Origin of the sequence: Janthinobacterium sp. SUN206 (assembly GCF_030587305.1) — a bacterium.
Taxonomy (GTDB): Bacteria; Pseudomonadota; Gammaproteobacteria; order Burkholderiales; family Burkholderiaceae_D; genus Janthinobacterium; species Janthinobacterium kumbetense.
Genome location: NZ_JAPWIB010000001.1, coordinates 1,253,695 through 1,269,153 on the forward strand (window position 1 = coordinate 1,253,695; position 15,459 = coordinate 1,269,153).

10 protein-coding genes and 1 pseudogene are annotated in these 15,459 nt (G+C 46.7%); 8 read left to right on the top strand and 3 right to left on the bottom strand.

Translation table 11 applies throughout. The features are described from left to right. Positions 1 to 73: 73 nt before the first annotated feature. Positions 74 to 634 carry a hypothetical protein gene (locus O3300_RS05480; protein ID WP_305052320.1) on the bottom strand — a complete coding sequence of 187 codons (561 nt, stop codon included), beginning with the start codon at positions 632 to 634 and terminating at the stop codon, positions 74 to 76. Positions 635 to 1,185: 551 nt separating this feature from the next. Between O3300_RS05480 and O3300_RS05485 the strand changes: the two genes are divergently transcribed. The 4 genes from O3300_RS05485 to O3300_RS05500 are packed head-to-tail and all read left to right on the top strand — an operon-like array spanning position 1,186 to position 6,714. Further along, positions 1,186 to 2,481: a site-specific integrase gene (locus O3300_RS05485; protein WP_305052321.1), complete on the top strand. Its 1,296-nt coding sequence runs from the start codon at positions 1,186 to 1,188 to the stop codon at positions 2,479 to 2,481. Further along, the gene (locus O3300_RS05490; RefSeq protein WP_305052322.1) at positions 2,474 to 4,195 is read left to right on the top strand and encodes a site-specific integrase; all 1,722 of its coding nucleotides are present in this window, start codon (positions 2,474 to 2,476) and stop codon (positions 4,193 to 4,195) included. Before O3300_RS05485 ends, O3300_RS05490 begins: the two co-directional genes overlap by 8 nt. Position 4,196: 1 nt before the next feature. Further along, positions 4,197 to 6,251 carry a hypothetical protein gene (locus O3300_RS05495; protein ID WP_305052323.1) on the top strand — a complete coding sequence of 685 codons (2,055 nt, stop codon included), beginning with the start codon at positions 4,197 to 4,199 and terminating at the stop codon, positions 6,249 to 6,251. Continuing rightward, positions 6,226 to 6,714: a hypothetical protein gene (locus tag O3300_RS05500; RefSeq protein ID WP_305052324.1), complete on the top strand. Its 489-nt coding sequence runs from the start codon at positions 6,226 to 6,228 to the stop codon at positions 6,712 to 6,714. Before O3300_RS05495 ends, O3300_RS05500 begins: the two co-directional genes overlap by 26 nt. 484 nt (positions 6,715 to 7,198) lie before the next feature. Here O3300_RS05500 and O3300_RS05505 read toward each other — a convergent pair whose 3' ends face one another. Beyond that, positions 7,199 to 7,909, bottom strand: coding sequence for a hypothetical protein (locus tag O3300_RS05505; RefSeq protein WP_305052325.1), 711 nt, complete (start codon positions 7,907 to 7,909; stop codon positions 7,199 to 7,201). A 794-nt stretch (positions 7,910 to 8,703) separates the two neighbouring features. On the opposite strand from O3300_RS05505, the gene O3300_RS05510 reads away from it, so the two are divergent. Beyond that, complete coding sequence (locus tag O3300_RS05510) at positions 8,704 to 8,949, top strand: helix-turn-helix domain-containing protein (RefSeq protein WP_305053132.1); 246 nt, start codon at positions 8,704 to 8,706, stop codon at positions 8,947 to 8,949. Positions 8,950 to 9,456: 507 nt separating this feature from the next. On the opposite strand, the pseudogene O3300_RS05515 reads toward O3300_RS05510, so the two are convergent. Beyond that, a pseudogene (locus tag O3300_RS05515) lies at positions 9,457 to 9,734 on the bottom strand (transposase); the annotation flags it as partial. Positions 9,735 to 10,155: 421 nt separating this feature from the next. Here O3300_RS05515 and O3300_RS05520 point away from each other — a divergent pair. The 3 genes from O3300_RS05520 (at position 10,156) to O3300_RS05530 (ending at position 15,453) form a co-directional block, all read left to right on the top strand. Next, the gene (locus tag O3300_RS05520) at positions 10,156 to 11,010 is read left to right on the top strand and encodes a hypothetical protein (RefSeq protein WP_305052326.1); all 855 of its coding nucleotides are present in this window, start codon (positions 10,156 to 10,158) and stop codon (positions 11,008 to 11,010) included. Between the two features lie 277 nt (positions 11,011 to 11,287). Then, on the top strand, positions 11,288 to 13,585 hold the full coding sequence (locus O3300_RS05525; RefSeq protein ID WP_305052327.1) for an AAA family ATPase: 2,298 nt from the start codon (positions 11,288 to 11,290) through the stop codon (positions 13,583 to 13,585). Further along, positions 13,507 to 15,453, top strand: coding sequence for a UvrD-helicase domain-containing protein (locus O3300_RS05530; RefSeq protein ID WP_305052328.1), 1,947 nt, complete (start codon positions 13,507 to 13,509; stop codon positions 15,451 to 15,453). The genes O3300_RS05525 and O3300_RS05530 overlap by 79 nt, the downstream gene beginning before the upstream one ends. The last annotated feature ends 6 nt before the right edge of the window (positions 15,454 to 15,459 follow it).

Genomic DNA, 15,459 nt, shown 5'->3' on the forward strand with positions numbered 1-15,459 from the left:
AAGAGGATGTGACTACTGGGTAGATTTACGAAGATTATCGTCCAGCTGATTAGGTAGCGCCCGGATGTGAATCTCAGTGGGGGATCCAATAGGCTTTCCCACGCCAAGTAATTGAAAAGCCCTCACTGTCCTGGGAGGCAATGCCTTCACTTTCAAGCTGGCGAACCACACTATGCGGCAATCCATGAAAGGACGCGAGCGAAATCGAAAACCAATTTTTCTTGAAGGCCTCGTCTAGGGTAGAAGCACTTAACAGACCAATCAAGTTTTTCTCCAGCCTAGACTTACGAGATTCGCGCGCGCGTTGTTCGTCAAGGCGGATCATCAGGTTTTTCGAGTATTTTTTGTTCAAGAACAAGACGAAGCCTGTGATCGCAGCCTTCTGGCCGGGTGCGTTGATCAAGTAGCAATCTAACGCAGCTTGCTCGGACAAGTCGCGACCTTGGTCTGCACTAAGAATCAATAGCACTACCGCTGGGCAGAGCGCAAGACGAACGCTGCAGATGCCTAAATTCCCCTCGGCGACCCTCGCCATCAAGACTCGCTCATATTCACTCAGCACCGTAGATGCAGTCGTTCCTGACTTGATGATCAACATTGTTGCAGCGATACGGCGTCGATCGGAGGCATGCACGCGAACGGCTTGACGATGAAGTCATCCTTCTTCGTGTGGGACAGTCACGACAATTCAATGCGCTTGAATGCTAGTGGTAAAGCAGTTTTTTAAAAATTCCATTTACTAGGTGCACTCAGACGAATAGTTACGAAATATATAAATTCCCCTGATTATTTTACAAATTCATTACGTCGCAATACTATAGAGTAAAATAATAACCTCGGATTAAAAAACATTATCCAACATGTAGTATTTTGTTAGTTCTTTGTTGTAATTTGTTAGTTGTTTGTTAGTTGTTTGTTAGTTGTTTGTTAGTTAGTTACCTGTTAGTTTTCTTGACATTAATTTCAATAAAAATTATCACAAAAAAAAATTCATACAATCCCTTAGTGGACAATATTAAATTATACTCATTAAAAATATTTATAAATACAATCACTATAACAGTGCAATACACAAATAAAAAATTCTCAATATAGAAATTTAATGATGAAAATAATCCTCCAAGATTACCACCAAAAAATTATAAAGAATTATTTAATTATCTATATTTATTCGAGGTAATTTTCATGGCAACACTTGAATTTATTAACTACATACCACAGCGCCACATTTTTTCAAAAGGAGGTGATGTGGAATGGGAGCACGATCCAAACCAAGGCACAATCCAATCACTACCTATGATTTTTTGGAAGGATGGAACGCCTTGGAACGAAGCGAACCACTGGGCTCACGAGCGAGCGGCATGCGGTTATTTAGACGTCAAGACCGTTCAGAACCAGATGTCCCATTTACATAAATATGCACAGTGGTTAGAAATCTCTGATTCTCCGGATTGGCGTCATTTTCCAATGAACCGATCTGAAAGGGTTCTAGTTAAGTGGCGAAAATTTTTGATCGATTGCAGAGACAAACATAGCGTTTTGGCTCCCACCACGGCAACAGCCAGGATGAATGCCTGCATCAGTTTTTATAGACATTGCTCAACCAACGGATTTATTGGATCGGATACTCCTACGTGGAAAGATATCTCAGTTACCATTAAGTATTACAATACTGTCGGATTTAAAAGAACGGTCTCACGAATTACAACCGACATATCGATAAAATGCCGAGTCTCCAAAGGGGCTACAGTCGAAGGAGGTCTTCTACCGATTACTAGTGAGCACATGGGACAGCTTCTTGAATTTTCTAAATTAAACTCAAGCGCTGAACTAATTTTAATGCTAAAGCTAGGCTTTTTCACAGGTGCGCGAGTTCAAACGATATGCAGCCTCAACATTAAAAACCTTGAGCGGGCGGTGCCTGATAACGAAGTTCCTGGACTCTGGCATATTGCAGTTGGCCCTGGATCACAACCGCATGTGGAAACAAAATTTAATGTTTCTGGAAACCTCCTCGTCCCAGAATTATTACTCAATGAGCTAAAGACGTACGCATATAGCACGAGGCGTATGAAACGCGAAGCAGATGCTCCTTTGGAGAACAAAGGACTACTATTCATCACTTCCTGTGGAAATCCTTATGAGAGAAGGCAGAATGCTAGACGCAGTTCTGCAATCAATAGTGAGATGGTTATATTGAGACGAACTGCCAGTTCAGCAGGGTTAAAATTCATGAGCAATTTCTATTTCCATCAAACTCGTGCCACATATGGAACCCAACTCATGCGGATTATTTTACCATTGGGAAATTTACAGGCCTCTCTTGAATTTGTACGCACCGCGATGTTTCACAAAGAAATATCGACCACTATGACTTACGTAAAATTCATCGAGCAAACTAAGGCAAAAATGGAAGCCGCCAACGCATACAATCATATGTTTTTTGGCTTGGCGAATAAGCTGGGATATAACAATGAATAATTCCCTTATTTTTAATTTTACATTCGATGATGTTGAATTTGGCGAAAAAGAAACACCTTGGGACTTGGGGCCACTTTTATACAAAGGTGCCGCCGCAATAAGAGTTGATAAAGTTTCCACCCATATTTCTAGAAAACTATTAGGCGCTCCGTTGCTGGAACGTTTTGATCTTGTCAGAGGATTGCATCAGTCTATTTCTGACAAGCTGGCATGCGGAGGGAGCAAATGGTCTGCACTTGGCGCATTCGAAGTTATTCGAAGATTTTTTCGATGGGCAGATGAACTTGATATACCATTAAACCTAGATACTATTGATACCACTTATCGCGAGTGGTCAGATCATTTACTGCACCGAATAAGGACGGGAAAAAATATTTCCGAAGAATCGGCTCATTCTCAAGCAGCCAAATTGGGTCACCACCTGGACTTCGTGCTGGATAGACAAAAACCCATTATTAACACAACACGCCTAAGAAAAAAAATAGGGCGAAAAAATATACTAGGGATACAGGCCGACAAACAGAATCTAGAAAACACATTTAAATTTGGGTCAACTTTATTAGACATCTGTAATGGACTCGATTTAAATTCAATCTGGGGAAAATTGCCGCTAAAAATTCACCTAAGAAATGGAGACTTTCTTGTCGAACACTCAATGATTGGAAAGCGGAAATGGCCACACCCACTTAAATCTTCAGATTACGTTCGAGCGAAAGAAGAAAAACGTAAAACATTGCGCCATTCAATTCACGAGGCCGACAAAACAATTATGAATCGCGCACCATTAATCAACCTGCGTATTGAGGCTGAGTTGCTTATATTTATTGGACAGACCGGAATGAATTTAGCACAAGCTCATCTACTACGCGTACAAAGCTATAGCTACACCAGCACTATAAATGGTTATCAGGTCAGAAGTTACAAACATCGCCGCAACGGGCCAGTATTGTTTGAGATTTTTGGTGAGTACAGAGAATTTTTTGAGCGCTATCTCACTTGGCGTAAAGCAATATTCCCGCATGAAGTAAATGATTCTCTTTTTCCACTTATCAGGAAGTTTCGACATCTCAGTAGCCCTACCCAATTTACCCGCATTAAAAGCTCGTGTGTGAAATTGGGAATACCATTTATACCACCAAGCGGCCTACGAAAAACTCGCGCAAATTGGTTACTGAGGCGTTCACGTGACGTTGAATTGACCGCGGAGATGAGTCAGCACTCGAAAGAAACCCTGCTCAATATATACGAAGAGCCCAGTCTACAAGTCACGATGACTGAGATAGCAAGGTTTTGGCAGAGTCATGACCCAACTCTTGTGCCCCCAGCCCCGGGGCACTGCGTTGGCTTTACCGCTATCCCAGTACCCGATATTCCATCTACCGCGACACGCCCTGACTGCATGACGCCGGCAGGATGCCTTTGGTGTGAACACCATCGAGACATCGACAGCTTTGAACATGTTTGGTCTCTATGTAGTTACCGATACCTGAAAACGCTAGAATTTTCCGGGGTACATCCATCGATGCCAGGTAAAAAAACTATTTCTCCCCACCCTGCAGAACTTGCAATGGTGCGCATCAGCGACAAATTGCAGTTCTTTAAGCAGTCGAGCAAAGTTCGAGAACAGTGGGTCGAGGAAGGTTTAATAAGGATTGAAGAAGGCCACTACCACTCTGACTGGGTTGGGTTGATTGAAATCTACGGTGTTCAATGACATGTTAAAACTAGATGAATTGGGTTTGCAGATTAATTCACCATTGGTCACGCCAACGGCCACAAATTTCAGGCCACCAAGCTGGCCACCACCGCCTGATTGGGCTCCAGTCCTGGATAAAGAGGGCAAGCCGGTCTGCTTCTATAAGGATTCAATATGGCAATTGAGGGGCTGGGGAGGGAAGACTAAACAACTGAATTTTGGTGATGGTAGTAATGTGCGGACAACACGAATCGATCCATCTAATGCAAACTTATTGCGTCTACTAATCACATGGAAGATTTGGGGACCAAGAGGTGCTAGAACGGTGGGCAGCATAAAAAATTTCTATGATCCTATACGCGCTATCGTAGCACTATGTTCGCAAGAGGGCATTCTTGCGAGTGATTTGATGCGTTTCCATGTAGTGGTTGACAAAATATCGCAGTGTCTTTCCCCCTCAAAATATGATTATGCAATTAGCGTATTACACGAAATATGGGATGCGCGTGAGTCCTTAGGCTTTACTCTACTTGACCGCGATGGGATCGCACGTCTAGCGAAATCTAGGCCTGATCACGACAAAAAACAAACACCATTTATTCCACCTCGCATCTGGGCCTATCAAGTAACTCGCCTTCGAGAGTGCCTTGATGATTTTTTTCAGCACCGCGAAAAAATAGAAGCGTGCTTTCATTTCATTTGTGATGCATATGCCAAAAATCACGGCACCTTAACTTCGGCATATATTTGCAAAGGTTCAGATAAAAAACTTCCGTTTCAAAATCCAAAAGTCACTGGAATTAATGGCACTCGAAATGGTCTTGAAATTCACGGCCCTTTCAAGTTGACTGAAGATCGATTCGGACTTGGCGATTTATTTGATCGATGGCTAGGAAAAGATGACGGAAAACGAACAATGGGCGTGGTACGATTTTCAAGATACCTATCCTTGGTTTCTCTAGTCGGCTTGAAATATTTACTCAATTTTTCCCTGATGCGAATCGACGAGGGTTGGAACCTTCGAAGCAATTGCCTATTGGTCGAAATGGATGAAATTTTGGGAAATATTTATATACTTCGAGGTGAAACAACAAAAACTGACCCCGACTCCGACGCACGTTGGCCAACCAGCCCAAGTGCGAAATTGGCCGTTGATGCTATGGCAGCGATTGCCCACTTGCGCATTCGCTGCGCGCAGGCCAATCCGTTCTTTGTGCTTTCGGAAGAGGACGCCACCAACCCTTACCTCTTGGGCCCCTCACATGAACCATGGTCACCGGATGGCGGTAGAGGTCACGAGGGAAAAAAGGATCGCCAAAGCTACCAGTCCTATGCCGTTTGCATCGCTAAATTTCCATTTCTCTTTAATAGTGATGTATTGGTAATTAATGAAAAAGACCTACAACTGGCGCGTTTAATTGAACCGAGTCTCAACGAAAACATATTCGCAGTTGGAAAAGTATGGTCATTCGCTTATCACCAGTTACGGCGTACGGGTGCAGTCAATATGCTGTCGTCAGGTATGGTGTCAGAACCATCAATACAGTACCAGCTCAAACATGCAGCCCGCGCTATGACTATGTATTACGGTCACAACTATACCCGCCTAAGTCTTGATGCAGAGACGCGTAGATTTTATCTAACAACGATGTATCAGATTTTAGGCCAGGAATTAGCACGCTTAACTTCTTCGCAATTTGTCTCTCCACACGGAGAAGCTAGGAAAGAACAAATAGTTTCTTTCATCAGTACGGCTGACAGCAAGAAACTTGAAACTGCAGGTCGACAAGGAGAGATCTCTGCCCGGAAAATACGCCTAGGTTTTTGCATGAAGCGAGCAAACTGTGAATATGGAGGTGTAGAGTCCATAGCACACTGCGGAGGTGGAGACACTGGGACACCCTGCATTGAAGTACTTTATGACAAAGCGAAAGCTGAAAAGAACAAACTCTATGGGCTCGATCTTGATCGTAGACTGGCATCCACCAAACCAGGCAGCCACCGCCACACGGCCTTATTATTAGAAAAAAAATCATTGGAGAACTACTATGCCGTTACCCGTAGAGAAGGTTAATGCCGCTGAAGCAAGATTTAGAGCAGCTTTTCAACGTCTCAAAAATAAAACACCTCACATTCTTAAGCCTGGCGCTTCAGTTAGTCAAAACAATGTAGCGAAAGAAGCAGAATGTGATCCTTCTGCTTTACGTAAATCACGCTATCCCGAACTTATTAATGAAATCCAAGAATTTATAAATAGCAAAAAGGAGGAATCACCCACTTCCACACGGCAAGATATCTTAAAAAAAAGAAGAAAAAATAGAACCCTTCGACAAGCAAAAGCTGCCAGTGACCTGCAAAGAGATACGCTGGCAAGTCAACTTTTGTGCGCTAACGTTATGATCATTGAACTGACGTATAAGCTTACTGACGCCTTAGCTAAATTAGAGAATTACAAACCATCAGCAGAACGATTTCCATTTTCCACTTTGGAAAAGACGAACCCTAAGGCTACCCCCTACGATGTCAGTAGGAAATGATAGAAATAACTAGCATTACTATCTCATAAAATAAACTTTCCAAGTAAACAGTCAGATTATTCTAGACAAACGCAACCAGTGATTCCGACATCGTTTAGCACAAAAATTACGTTACAGAATTTTATATTAAACAGATACGGTGCCAGTTTTTTTGACTGGACTTGAGCTTGCCGGCTCTTTGGTTTTTCCTGTGGCCCGGTATGCACACACATGAACTCGCTAGAAAGATTGAAGCTGTAAGAACGGTGGATTACTCAATCCATCAATGAATCAATGAATCAGCAATCGTTTTGACATTGAGGAGGTCTTACAACAACTCTCTTGACGAAGCGCAACGGTGCGGGACAGGATCAGGGCATACTGAATCTTCGCCGTCGTGTCCTATTTGCGCGAGAGCTGGTCAAGCGCGGTGCGTAGCCGCCGCCTGAGATTATCGAGCAACGGTCGTGTTCGTACTTATCGAACACGTTATCTTTCCATAATTCTATCTATACTGCTCAACTAAACCGAGTTTATCAAGCGCTTCCAGGCAATTTCCTTTTGGGAGGAAATATTTTCCTTCCACATACAAAGCAAAAGTGTAGGGAGTTGCCCAAGCCTTCTCTTTTAGGCACTGCAAGATGATATCAAAGTTAGAATTTAGCACGGAATTTCTTTTGTATGCGTTGGCGACAGCCTCGCGCGAAACTCCAACCATCCATTTCCAGTTAAGCATATTAGAAATATCGTACGCTGGGGCGACTTCATTAGTATGTCGCGATAGCCGACCTACCTGCGCTTTTTGATGTCGCTGAAGCTGTTGGCGCATTTTTTCGCGCGCATCGCTTTCCCTTTGGCGGCTGATAGCCTCGGAGTCGACGAACTTCTCCATCTCGATCTGCTTTGCTTCTAAACTTTCGATAAACATGGCCGTATTCTCGACGAGAAGGCGACGTTCTTCGTCAGTTAAGTGTCGCCCCTCGCCGGATCCATATTGTGGTACGGAATTCGATGGGCTTGCATTGCCATATAAGCGCTGATAGCACTGAGATCCTAGTATCTTAAATTCGGTGCCTACCAGTACAACGTGGATGCGTTTGTAAACAGAATGTCCACAGCCACTTACTTGGCATAGGATACGGTCTTCGCGGTCGACTTCAACGATGCTTAGCAGATAGACAGCTTCTTTATTGCACTTCGTTTTGGCAGATATCACATCTTTTTCCTGTCGCTATAAAATTCTCTATCCATGTCCAATCAAAACCCACTTTCTGTTTCGTCCACTTCTGAACCAGCGTCCGACAAATCAGTGAAATCATCGCAGTCTAGCAATAGTACATTTTTCGATTGTTCTTGAAAGTGCATACCTCACCTGCCCCCCCCTCGCAGAAAGGGCACCACGCCGTTAAAGTTACAGCGTATATTGCCGGCGTTGATCCTGATGCTGGTGTGGGTCGATAGACCTCGCCGAAAAGCGAATTGATCAGCACCTCTCTAGCCGATGGATTCACGGGACACAGATCGAAGTCAATTTTCGATTAGTAAAAATTGTCTGTAAAGTGGCAGAATTGATTCTAATGTCTGTGCGGCGATTGAGCATTTCAATGGATACTTCTATGTAGTAGGCATGGAGATACTTATATAGGCGAGTGTCACTAACCTCAAATTCAGTTTGTGAGGCGCGACCGAACAATAGGTGAGCGACCAGCGCTAACGGGCCTGCTAAATATTGCCAAGAGTCACTAGTTTGCAGCTCTAACACCTGTTCTAAGCTTTCAGCCACGCAATTTAACCAATGATCGGACAAGTGGCATGGCAGGGCAGCCGATGGCCCTTTGTCGAGGACATCCCTCTTTAACGCGTCTAACCTCATAACGGGAGGGCGTGAATCGTCCATAAGGCTGCCTCGTATTGGTATAGGTTCAGGTTGCCGACTCTTCGGATATCTAAGGGAAGAAATGGGTCGTAAATACCGTGGCCTATTTTGCCCTAAAATTTGAATATGATGGGATGAATTCTGTTCCCTTCACCGAAAATTTCGACGTCTATCTCAAGGCGATCAGAAGCACGATTCGCAAGCTGCGCAAGGAACTTAAACTTTCACAGGAAGAATTAGCTCATCGCTCTTCGATAGACCGAAGCCACATGGGAAAAATCGAGCGAGGGGAAAGGAATGTTAGTATTGCTAATGTAATACGTATCGCGCGTGCATTGCAGTGTTCACCTTCGGAGCTCTTGCATCGCGCAGGTATGTGAAACCCAGTGGTCAAGTAATTCCGGACATAGCGATAGGTGCGTATTCTCATCAGAATGGCTACCGATTCTTACGCCAACACGGCCACTAGGCCCTACATCAATGAAGCCGGCCGTTCTCGAAAATGTCACTGATTCCTGCTCAAGCCACTGCTTCTTGTGCAAGCATCCAGCCTCCCCACCTATGGAGCGTTGGTGTTCCAGGTCGGCCCGTTGCAGGGAACTGCGCCCAAAGAATAAATCAGTGGTTTTTTAGCAGATTCCGTTACAGTCCATTACCGTGTTGCGCTTCTTGGCAAGCCTTGTCGAACCGCCGTGCTAAAACTGTCATCCGCAAGTAGGTTTTGACCGTTTTGGAAGTTGGCGCAAATCCATCCCGCGTCTTCTTCGGTCAAGCTATATGGCGGGTCATTCGACATTCCATGCATGTGGAGGTTCGTCGCTCGCAATGTGCTCTCAACCGCCTTCAACAACCACGTGCTCCCACATCCCAGGAGTTTCACCTGTCGCTACCCGGACGTCTTGGCAAAGTACACCGCAGCCTTTTTCAAGGTGTCGCGCTCCTCGGTGACACGCTTCAATTCGGCCTGCAGTCGCCGCATCTCATCAGACTGGGCGTCCTGCGCTTTGCGCTCGACTTCGGGCATGCCGTACCGTTTTGTCCACACGTAGATGCTGTGGATACTGACACCAAGCCGTTCAGCGACCTCGGCCGCTGGGTGCCCACGATCAATCACCTGCTTGACCGCAGCGACCTTAAATTCTTCCGTGTAACGCTTACCACTCATGACTTCTCCTTTGCCTAAATTATGGCTCAGGAGTGTCTACGATGGCCGTGGCGATTCAGAGCTAGGGAGCCACTGATCAATTCGACTTTTCGCCAAAATTCCGCATGTAAGTATTTGATTTTCAAAGAGATGAAATTTTAGAGATTGAATTAATCATTGCGTTCCTAAAGCTTTTGGTAGGAGGGGATATAGCACAAAAAAAATCTTCATGTTTTTCTCTATCTAGAGGCGCCACGACTGTGTACAATATTCTGAAAAATATTGGACATTTACAGCACACCTTCAATCAGTGATTAAATCTTGATAGAAGAGTACAGAAATCAATATAAAAACGATTCAAAATGCAAAACAAAATAATTGCTGGCTCAAGAACTGTCTCCGTTACTTTTAGTCAAAATATCAATAAAAGGTTGAGTGAAAAATGCTATTGAATGGCTTATTGTGTGACCTGTATTTGCATGAACTGGAAATTCGTGAAAAAATATTTGTTCGCCTGCAATTGAACTTTGGCGCATACGTGACCGTCGTGACCGTCATGGTTTATATGACCAAGACAGTTGACTACTCATCCCCTTGCTGGGCCATTACGCTGTTTCATGCTACGCTTTTCTTGACATTGCTTCCGTTGCTTATGTCAATGAGGTATACACTCATTGCATTTACGGGGTACCAGTATGTTCTTTTTCCAAGTACAGTCCAGTCCGTTAAGTACAAGCAGGAGGCAGAGGCCTATTGCAGTGCCCTCGCCAAGGCACATGGAAGTGAGGATGGACAGGGAATGCCCGATGTGCAAATGAATTCAACAAAGATGCTTGATGACTATGTTATGGATTCCCTTGCTGCCTGCGTGGACAGAAATTCTGAAATCAATGAGCAGAGGCAAGCCACAAATAGGAAATCACTGCTATCACTGTTCATTGCATCGCTACCACTTGTTGTTGCAGCATGCCTTTTTGTTTTTATGGATCTCGATGCTTCGTCACCTCGGAAAAACTTCCCCATCGAGGACGCCAGACTTCGCACATCCATTGAGCAGTCGAGTGATAAAATGAAAAAATCTATCGACCAACTGACTAGGGATTTCTCAAATATGGCAACGAATAATACTCCTCAGACAAACAGCTCACCTGGAAATAGTTCTCAGTCTACATCTCCTACACCAGCACCAACACAACCCGCGCCTACACCACCCCAGCGCCCCCAGTTGAGAATTTCAAACGAAAGCTACACCGAACCTTTGCCCGACAAATCCAAACTGATCAAGGAAGGGCGATGAGTGCTTCAGAAGCCTCTTCCCATTGATAGGCCTAGCTCCTCTTGGGGGCGCCGGAGAGTGAGAGCGCTTCGCGATTTTTAGAACTGGTCGCGGCTATCGCCCCGAGATTTTTTGCGTCAGCCAGTTTCTGGCATCGGGCTCTGCCACTACTGCGCCCGGCTTTGGATTCCCCCACCGCGCCTAAGCCGGAGTGGCTTAGGCACGGTGCTGATCGCGGTTAGAGGCCAATACTCATCTGCACAGCACTTGCAGCTGGCCAGACATAAAGGAAGAGTTTATGCATATTCAACACTTGGAAATTGCGAATTTTCGTAAGCTTTTGTCAGTCCGAATCGACCTAGCGCCCGAGACCACCCTCCTCGTAGGTGCAAACAACAGCGGCAAATCATCAGCTATGTTGGCGCTTCGAAAATTCTTGGTTTCCAAAGCTTCCGCTTTCCGACTTCAAGACTTGACGCTATCCCACCTCGCTATTATTGATGCGATAGGGCACGCTTGGGAAGCGGCTGATGCTGAATTTGCAATACCTGTGGCCAACGACTGGGCTGAATGGCTACCCACTCTGGATATTTGGATAAAAGCCTCCACGGGGGAACTGCATCATATTCGAGATTTGATCCCTAACTTCGCGTGGCGAGGTGGCCATGTCGGGATGCGTTTCCGCCTTGAGCCAGACGATATGCCGAAGCTCTTCGCGGACTACCGTAAGGAGCGGGCACGGGTCCTACTGTTGCAGGAAGAAATCCAAAAACAGGCGCCCAAAGACGAAATGCCTCAAACTCTGCCACTCTGGCCCCAAAGTCTTCATGACTATTTAAACCGCCGTCTTGGAAAGACCTTCAAAGTTCGCTGGTATCGGCTGGACCCGAACCAGCTCAAGGCCCCGAATCCGATCACTCGCACAGCAAACAGACAGTCGCTAGCAGCGACTGCCGATCCTCTTGAGCGCAATCCACTTCTGAACCTCATCCAAGTTCATGAGATCAATGCTCAGCGAGGATTTGGCGACAGCGCGGACGAGAGCCAGGATGAGGGGAAATCCGGCTCGGGCAAAAGGCTTTCCGAACAGTTACGAACCTACTACAGCCGCCACCTTGACCCAGGCGACAGCCCTGAGGTTTCAGATTTGGAGGCCCTCCGGGCCATTGAAGCGGCTCAAACCGCGTTCGATACTCGCTTGAAAACCAGCTTTGCACCCGCGCTCAAAGAAGTGGAAGGACTGGGCTATCCCAACAATTCCGATCCTGCCATCCGAGTAGCAACCCGCCTCGCGCCCACGGATGGGATGAATCACGAAGCCGCCGTTTTGTTTGAGCTCGACTCAATCGCAGGTGCACCAGGCGCGCCGCCGCTTCGCCTTCCAGAAACGTCGAATGGACTCGGTTATCAAAACCTGATCTCCATGATCTTCCAATTAATGGCATTCAGGGATAGTTGGCTTAAGAAAGGCCGATCCGCTGACGAGCAAAGCGCCGCAGGCATAGAGCCCATCCACTTGGTACTGATCGAAGAGCCTGAGGCTCATCTTCACGTGCAGGTGCAACAGGCATTTGTAAAGCACGCGTATCACGTACTCTGCAACGTTGCGGTACTAAAGGATTTTCCTAATCTCAAAACCCAACTGGTAGTAAGTTCACATTCAAGCCATGTCGCACACGAAGTCGACTATGAGAACTTGCGCTATTTTCGTCGGCTTCCGTCTGGCATGGACGGGGTTCCGATACCGGTGTCTACAGTATCAAACCTCAGTACCGTGTTTGGCCACGCTACCCAGACCAAAGAATTCGTCACGCGCTACCTGCGAGCGCAACACGCAGACCTCTTCTTCGCAGACGCGGTGATTCTGGTCGAAGGCTCCGCTGAGCGTATGATGCTACCCCATTTTTTACGCAAGCATTTCCGTTTTTTAGATCAATGCTACATCACAATCCTCGACATCGGCGGTAGCCACGCTCATCGACTTCTACCGTTAATTAACGCACTCGGCATTGTCACCTTGGTCATCACAGATCTAGACGCTGGAATCCTCAAGGTGGCCATGCCTGTCGAGAGGGCCGCACGCCAAACAACAAACAATCCCACACTACGCCACTGGATGAAGGTCAATAAACTAGGACACGATGTAGATGCATTGCTAGATCTTCCAGTTGCGAGAAAAACGCAACAGATCGACTTTTTGTTTGCGATAAGAATCGCGTATCAAACCCCCATTACCATCCGGCTTCCCAAGACGGGCGCGGAGGTCGAGATGCTCCCCAACACCTTTGAAGACAGCCTAGTATTGAGCAATGTCGATCATTTCGCAGGAAAGTCCGGACGTGGCCTGATGCGAGCGTTTGGCAAAGCCTTAGAAACTGCTGAAACATCAGTTGATCTAGGGACAGCACTGTTCAATAAATTGAGAGATGGCGACAAGGCTGAGTTCGCCTTGCAGATTTTGGGCGACCCTCAGTTTGCGCAGTTGAATGTACCAGCGTACATCCATGAAGGGCTGGAATGGCTGCAGTCCAAGCTGAAGATGAAGAGCAAGGAGTTCTTGGTGATTCCATCGGCGATCGTCGAGGTCACACCATGAGCTCTGTGCTTGGTTCCCCCGTTGAAGACGGGCCTGATGCCGATCAGATCATCCAGGAATGCTTGAGTCTGAATCGCCCAAAGAGCTTCTTCCTCTACGCTGGCGCGGGTTCAGGAAAAACACATTCGCTGGTCAAAGCGGTAAGCGATCTCAAAACTCGAGAGCGGAAAAGGCTTACCTTTGAGGGGCGTCAGATTGCGATAATCACCTACACCAATGCCGCATGCGAAGAGATTGCACGCCGGCTTCAGCACGATCCTTTGGTAATCGTATCGACTATTCACGCCTTCTCGTGGCGGATGATTCAAGGCTTTAACGACGATATTCGCGAATGGTTACGTATCAAGCTGGCAGCAGACATTGTCGGCCTAGACGACAAGCTCGGCAAGGCTCGCTCAGAGAACAAAACAGCTCGCGCAAACCGGGCTTCCCGCGATAGCAAAACACGTCGCATCGCTGCATTGGACGAAATCACCAGCTTCACTTATAGCCCGACAGGGGATAACCGAGGTCGTCAGGCGCTGAACCATAGCGAGGTCATACAGATGGCTGCGGCATTTATTCAGCGGAGTCCTTTACTGGATGTCATGGTAGATCTTCACCCAGTGATCCTAATCGACGAGAGCCAGGACACCAACGGCGCCCTCTTGGATGCCTTTTTAATGGCGCAAGCGTCGACACCCAATCGTTTTTGCCTTGGACTGCTTGGTGACACCATGCAGCGCATCTACAACGATGGGAAAGAACGTCTCGAAGAGGCAATTCCCATAGACTGGGCTATCCCCGAGAAGACCATGAACCGACGCTGCCCGAGGCGAGTCGTCGAGCTGATCAACGCCATTCGAAGAGGCGCCGATGATCATCAGCAAATTCCGAAACCTGATACCATCCAAGGAACGGTACGCATGTTTTGCAGCCAACAAGTAGCTGGCCAAGACTTTAGGTTAGAGGCCAAAATCGCGCACCGCATGTTAGAAATAACTGAGGATGGACAGTGGGCGGCAGGCGCCGAAGGCCGTAAAACCTTAATTCTTGAACATAAGATGGCTAGCCGGCGCATGGGATTTGAAGGGATCTTTACTCCTCTCTATGCCGCTGAACACCTGCGTACGGGGCTGCTGGATGGGACGCTGCCGGTGCTGAGGCTTTTCTTCGAGAACATTATGCCCATTCTGGCTGCCAGCAAAATCAATGATTTTCAATTGATGGAAGCAGTCCGCTTGCGATCTCCTCTTTTAGACCCGAAGCACATGAAGGAAGTGCCAGATCAACTCGCTTTGCTGGAGAGAGTCGGCGCAGCAACCGACGCACTTTGTAGCCTTTTTGAAAATAATGATCCGCTGATTACGGATGTTGTGCAGATCTTGATAGATACTGCACTGCTTGAATTACCCGAGAGGCTTTCAGTCGCCCAAGCACTTGGCGTGACGAGCGATGATCCACCTGACACCCCTGATCGTGATGCCCTGGAGATACACGCCTATCAGATCCTACTGGGACGACCTTTTTCGGAGATGGCCGCGTACTCTGGTTATACTCAGGGCCTTTCCCCATTTGATACCCATCAGGGTGTCAAGGGCCTCGAATTTCCACGAGTTATGGTGATTCTCAACGATGAAGAAGCTGGTGGTTTTCTCTTCAGTTACGAGAAACTTCTAGGTGTAAAGCCGCCATCAGATAGCGACCAGAAGAATCAGCGTGAAGGCAAGGACGACGCGCTGGCTCGTACTCGACGACTACTCTATGTCACATGCAGTCGCGCCGAGAAGAGTCTCGCCATCGTAGTCTATTCGGCCCAGCCAGAAGTAGCTAGGCAGAAAGTTATTGACGCTGGTTGGCTTACCCCAGAAGAAATCGAAATTTTCTAATGAATC

Coding starts and splice junctions, on each gene's coding strand:
- O3300_RS05520 (WP_305052326.1), top strand. CDS start 10,156: ATGCTATTGAATGGCTTATTGTGTGACCTGTATTTGCATGAACTGGAA.
- O3300_RS05510 (WP_305053132.1), top strand. CDS start 8,704: ATGAATTCTGTTCCCTTCACCGAAAATTTCGACGTCTATCTCAAGGCG.
- O3300_RS05485 (WP_305052321.1), top strand. CDS start 1,186: ATGGCAACACTTGAATTTATTAACTACATACCACAGCGCCACATTTTT.
- O3300_RS05525 (WP_305052327.1), top strand. CDS start 11,288: ATGCATATTCAACACTTGGAAATTGCGAATTTTCGTAAGCTTTTGTCA.
- O3300_RS05495 (WP_305052323.1), top strand. CDS start 4,197: ATGTTAAAACTAGATGAATTGGGTTTGCAGATTAATTCACCATTGGTC.
- O3300_RS05530 (WP_305052328.1), top strand. CDS start 13,507: ATGGCTGCAGTCCAAGCTGAAGATGAAGAGCAAGGAGTTCTTGGTGAT.
- O3300_RS05500 (WP_305052324.1), top strand. CDS start 6,226: ATGCCGTTACCCGTAGAGAAGGTTAATGCCGCTGAAGCAAGATTTAGA.
- O3300_RS05490 (WP_305052322.1), top strand. CDS start 2,474: ATGAATAATTCCCTTATTTTTAATTTTACATTCGATGATGTTGAATTT.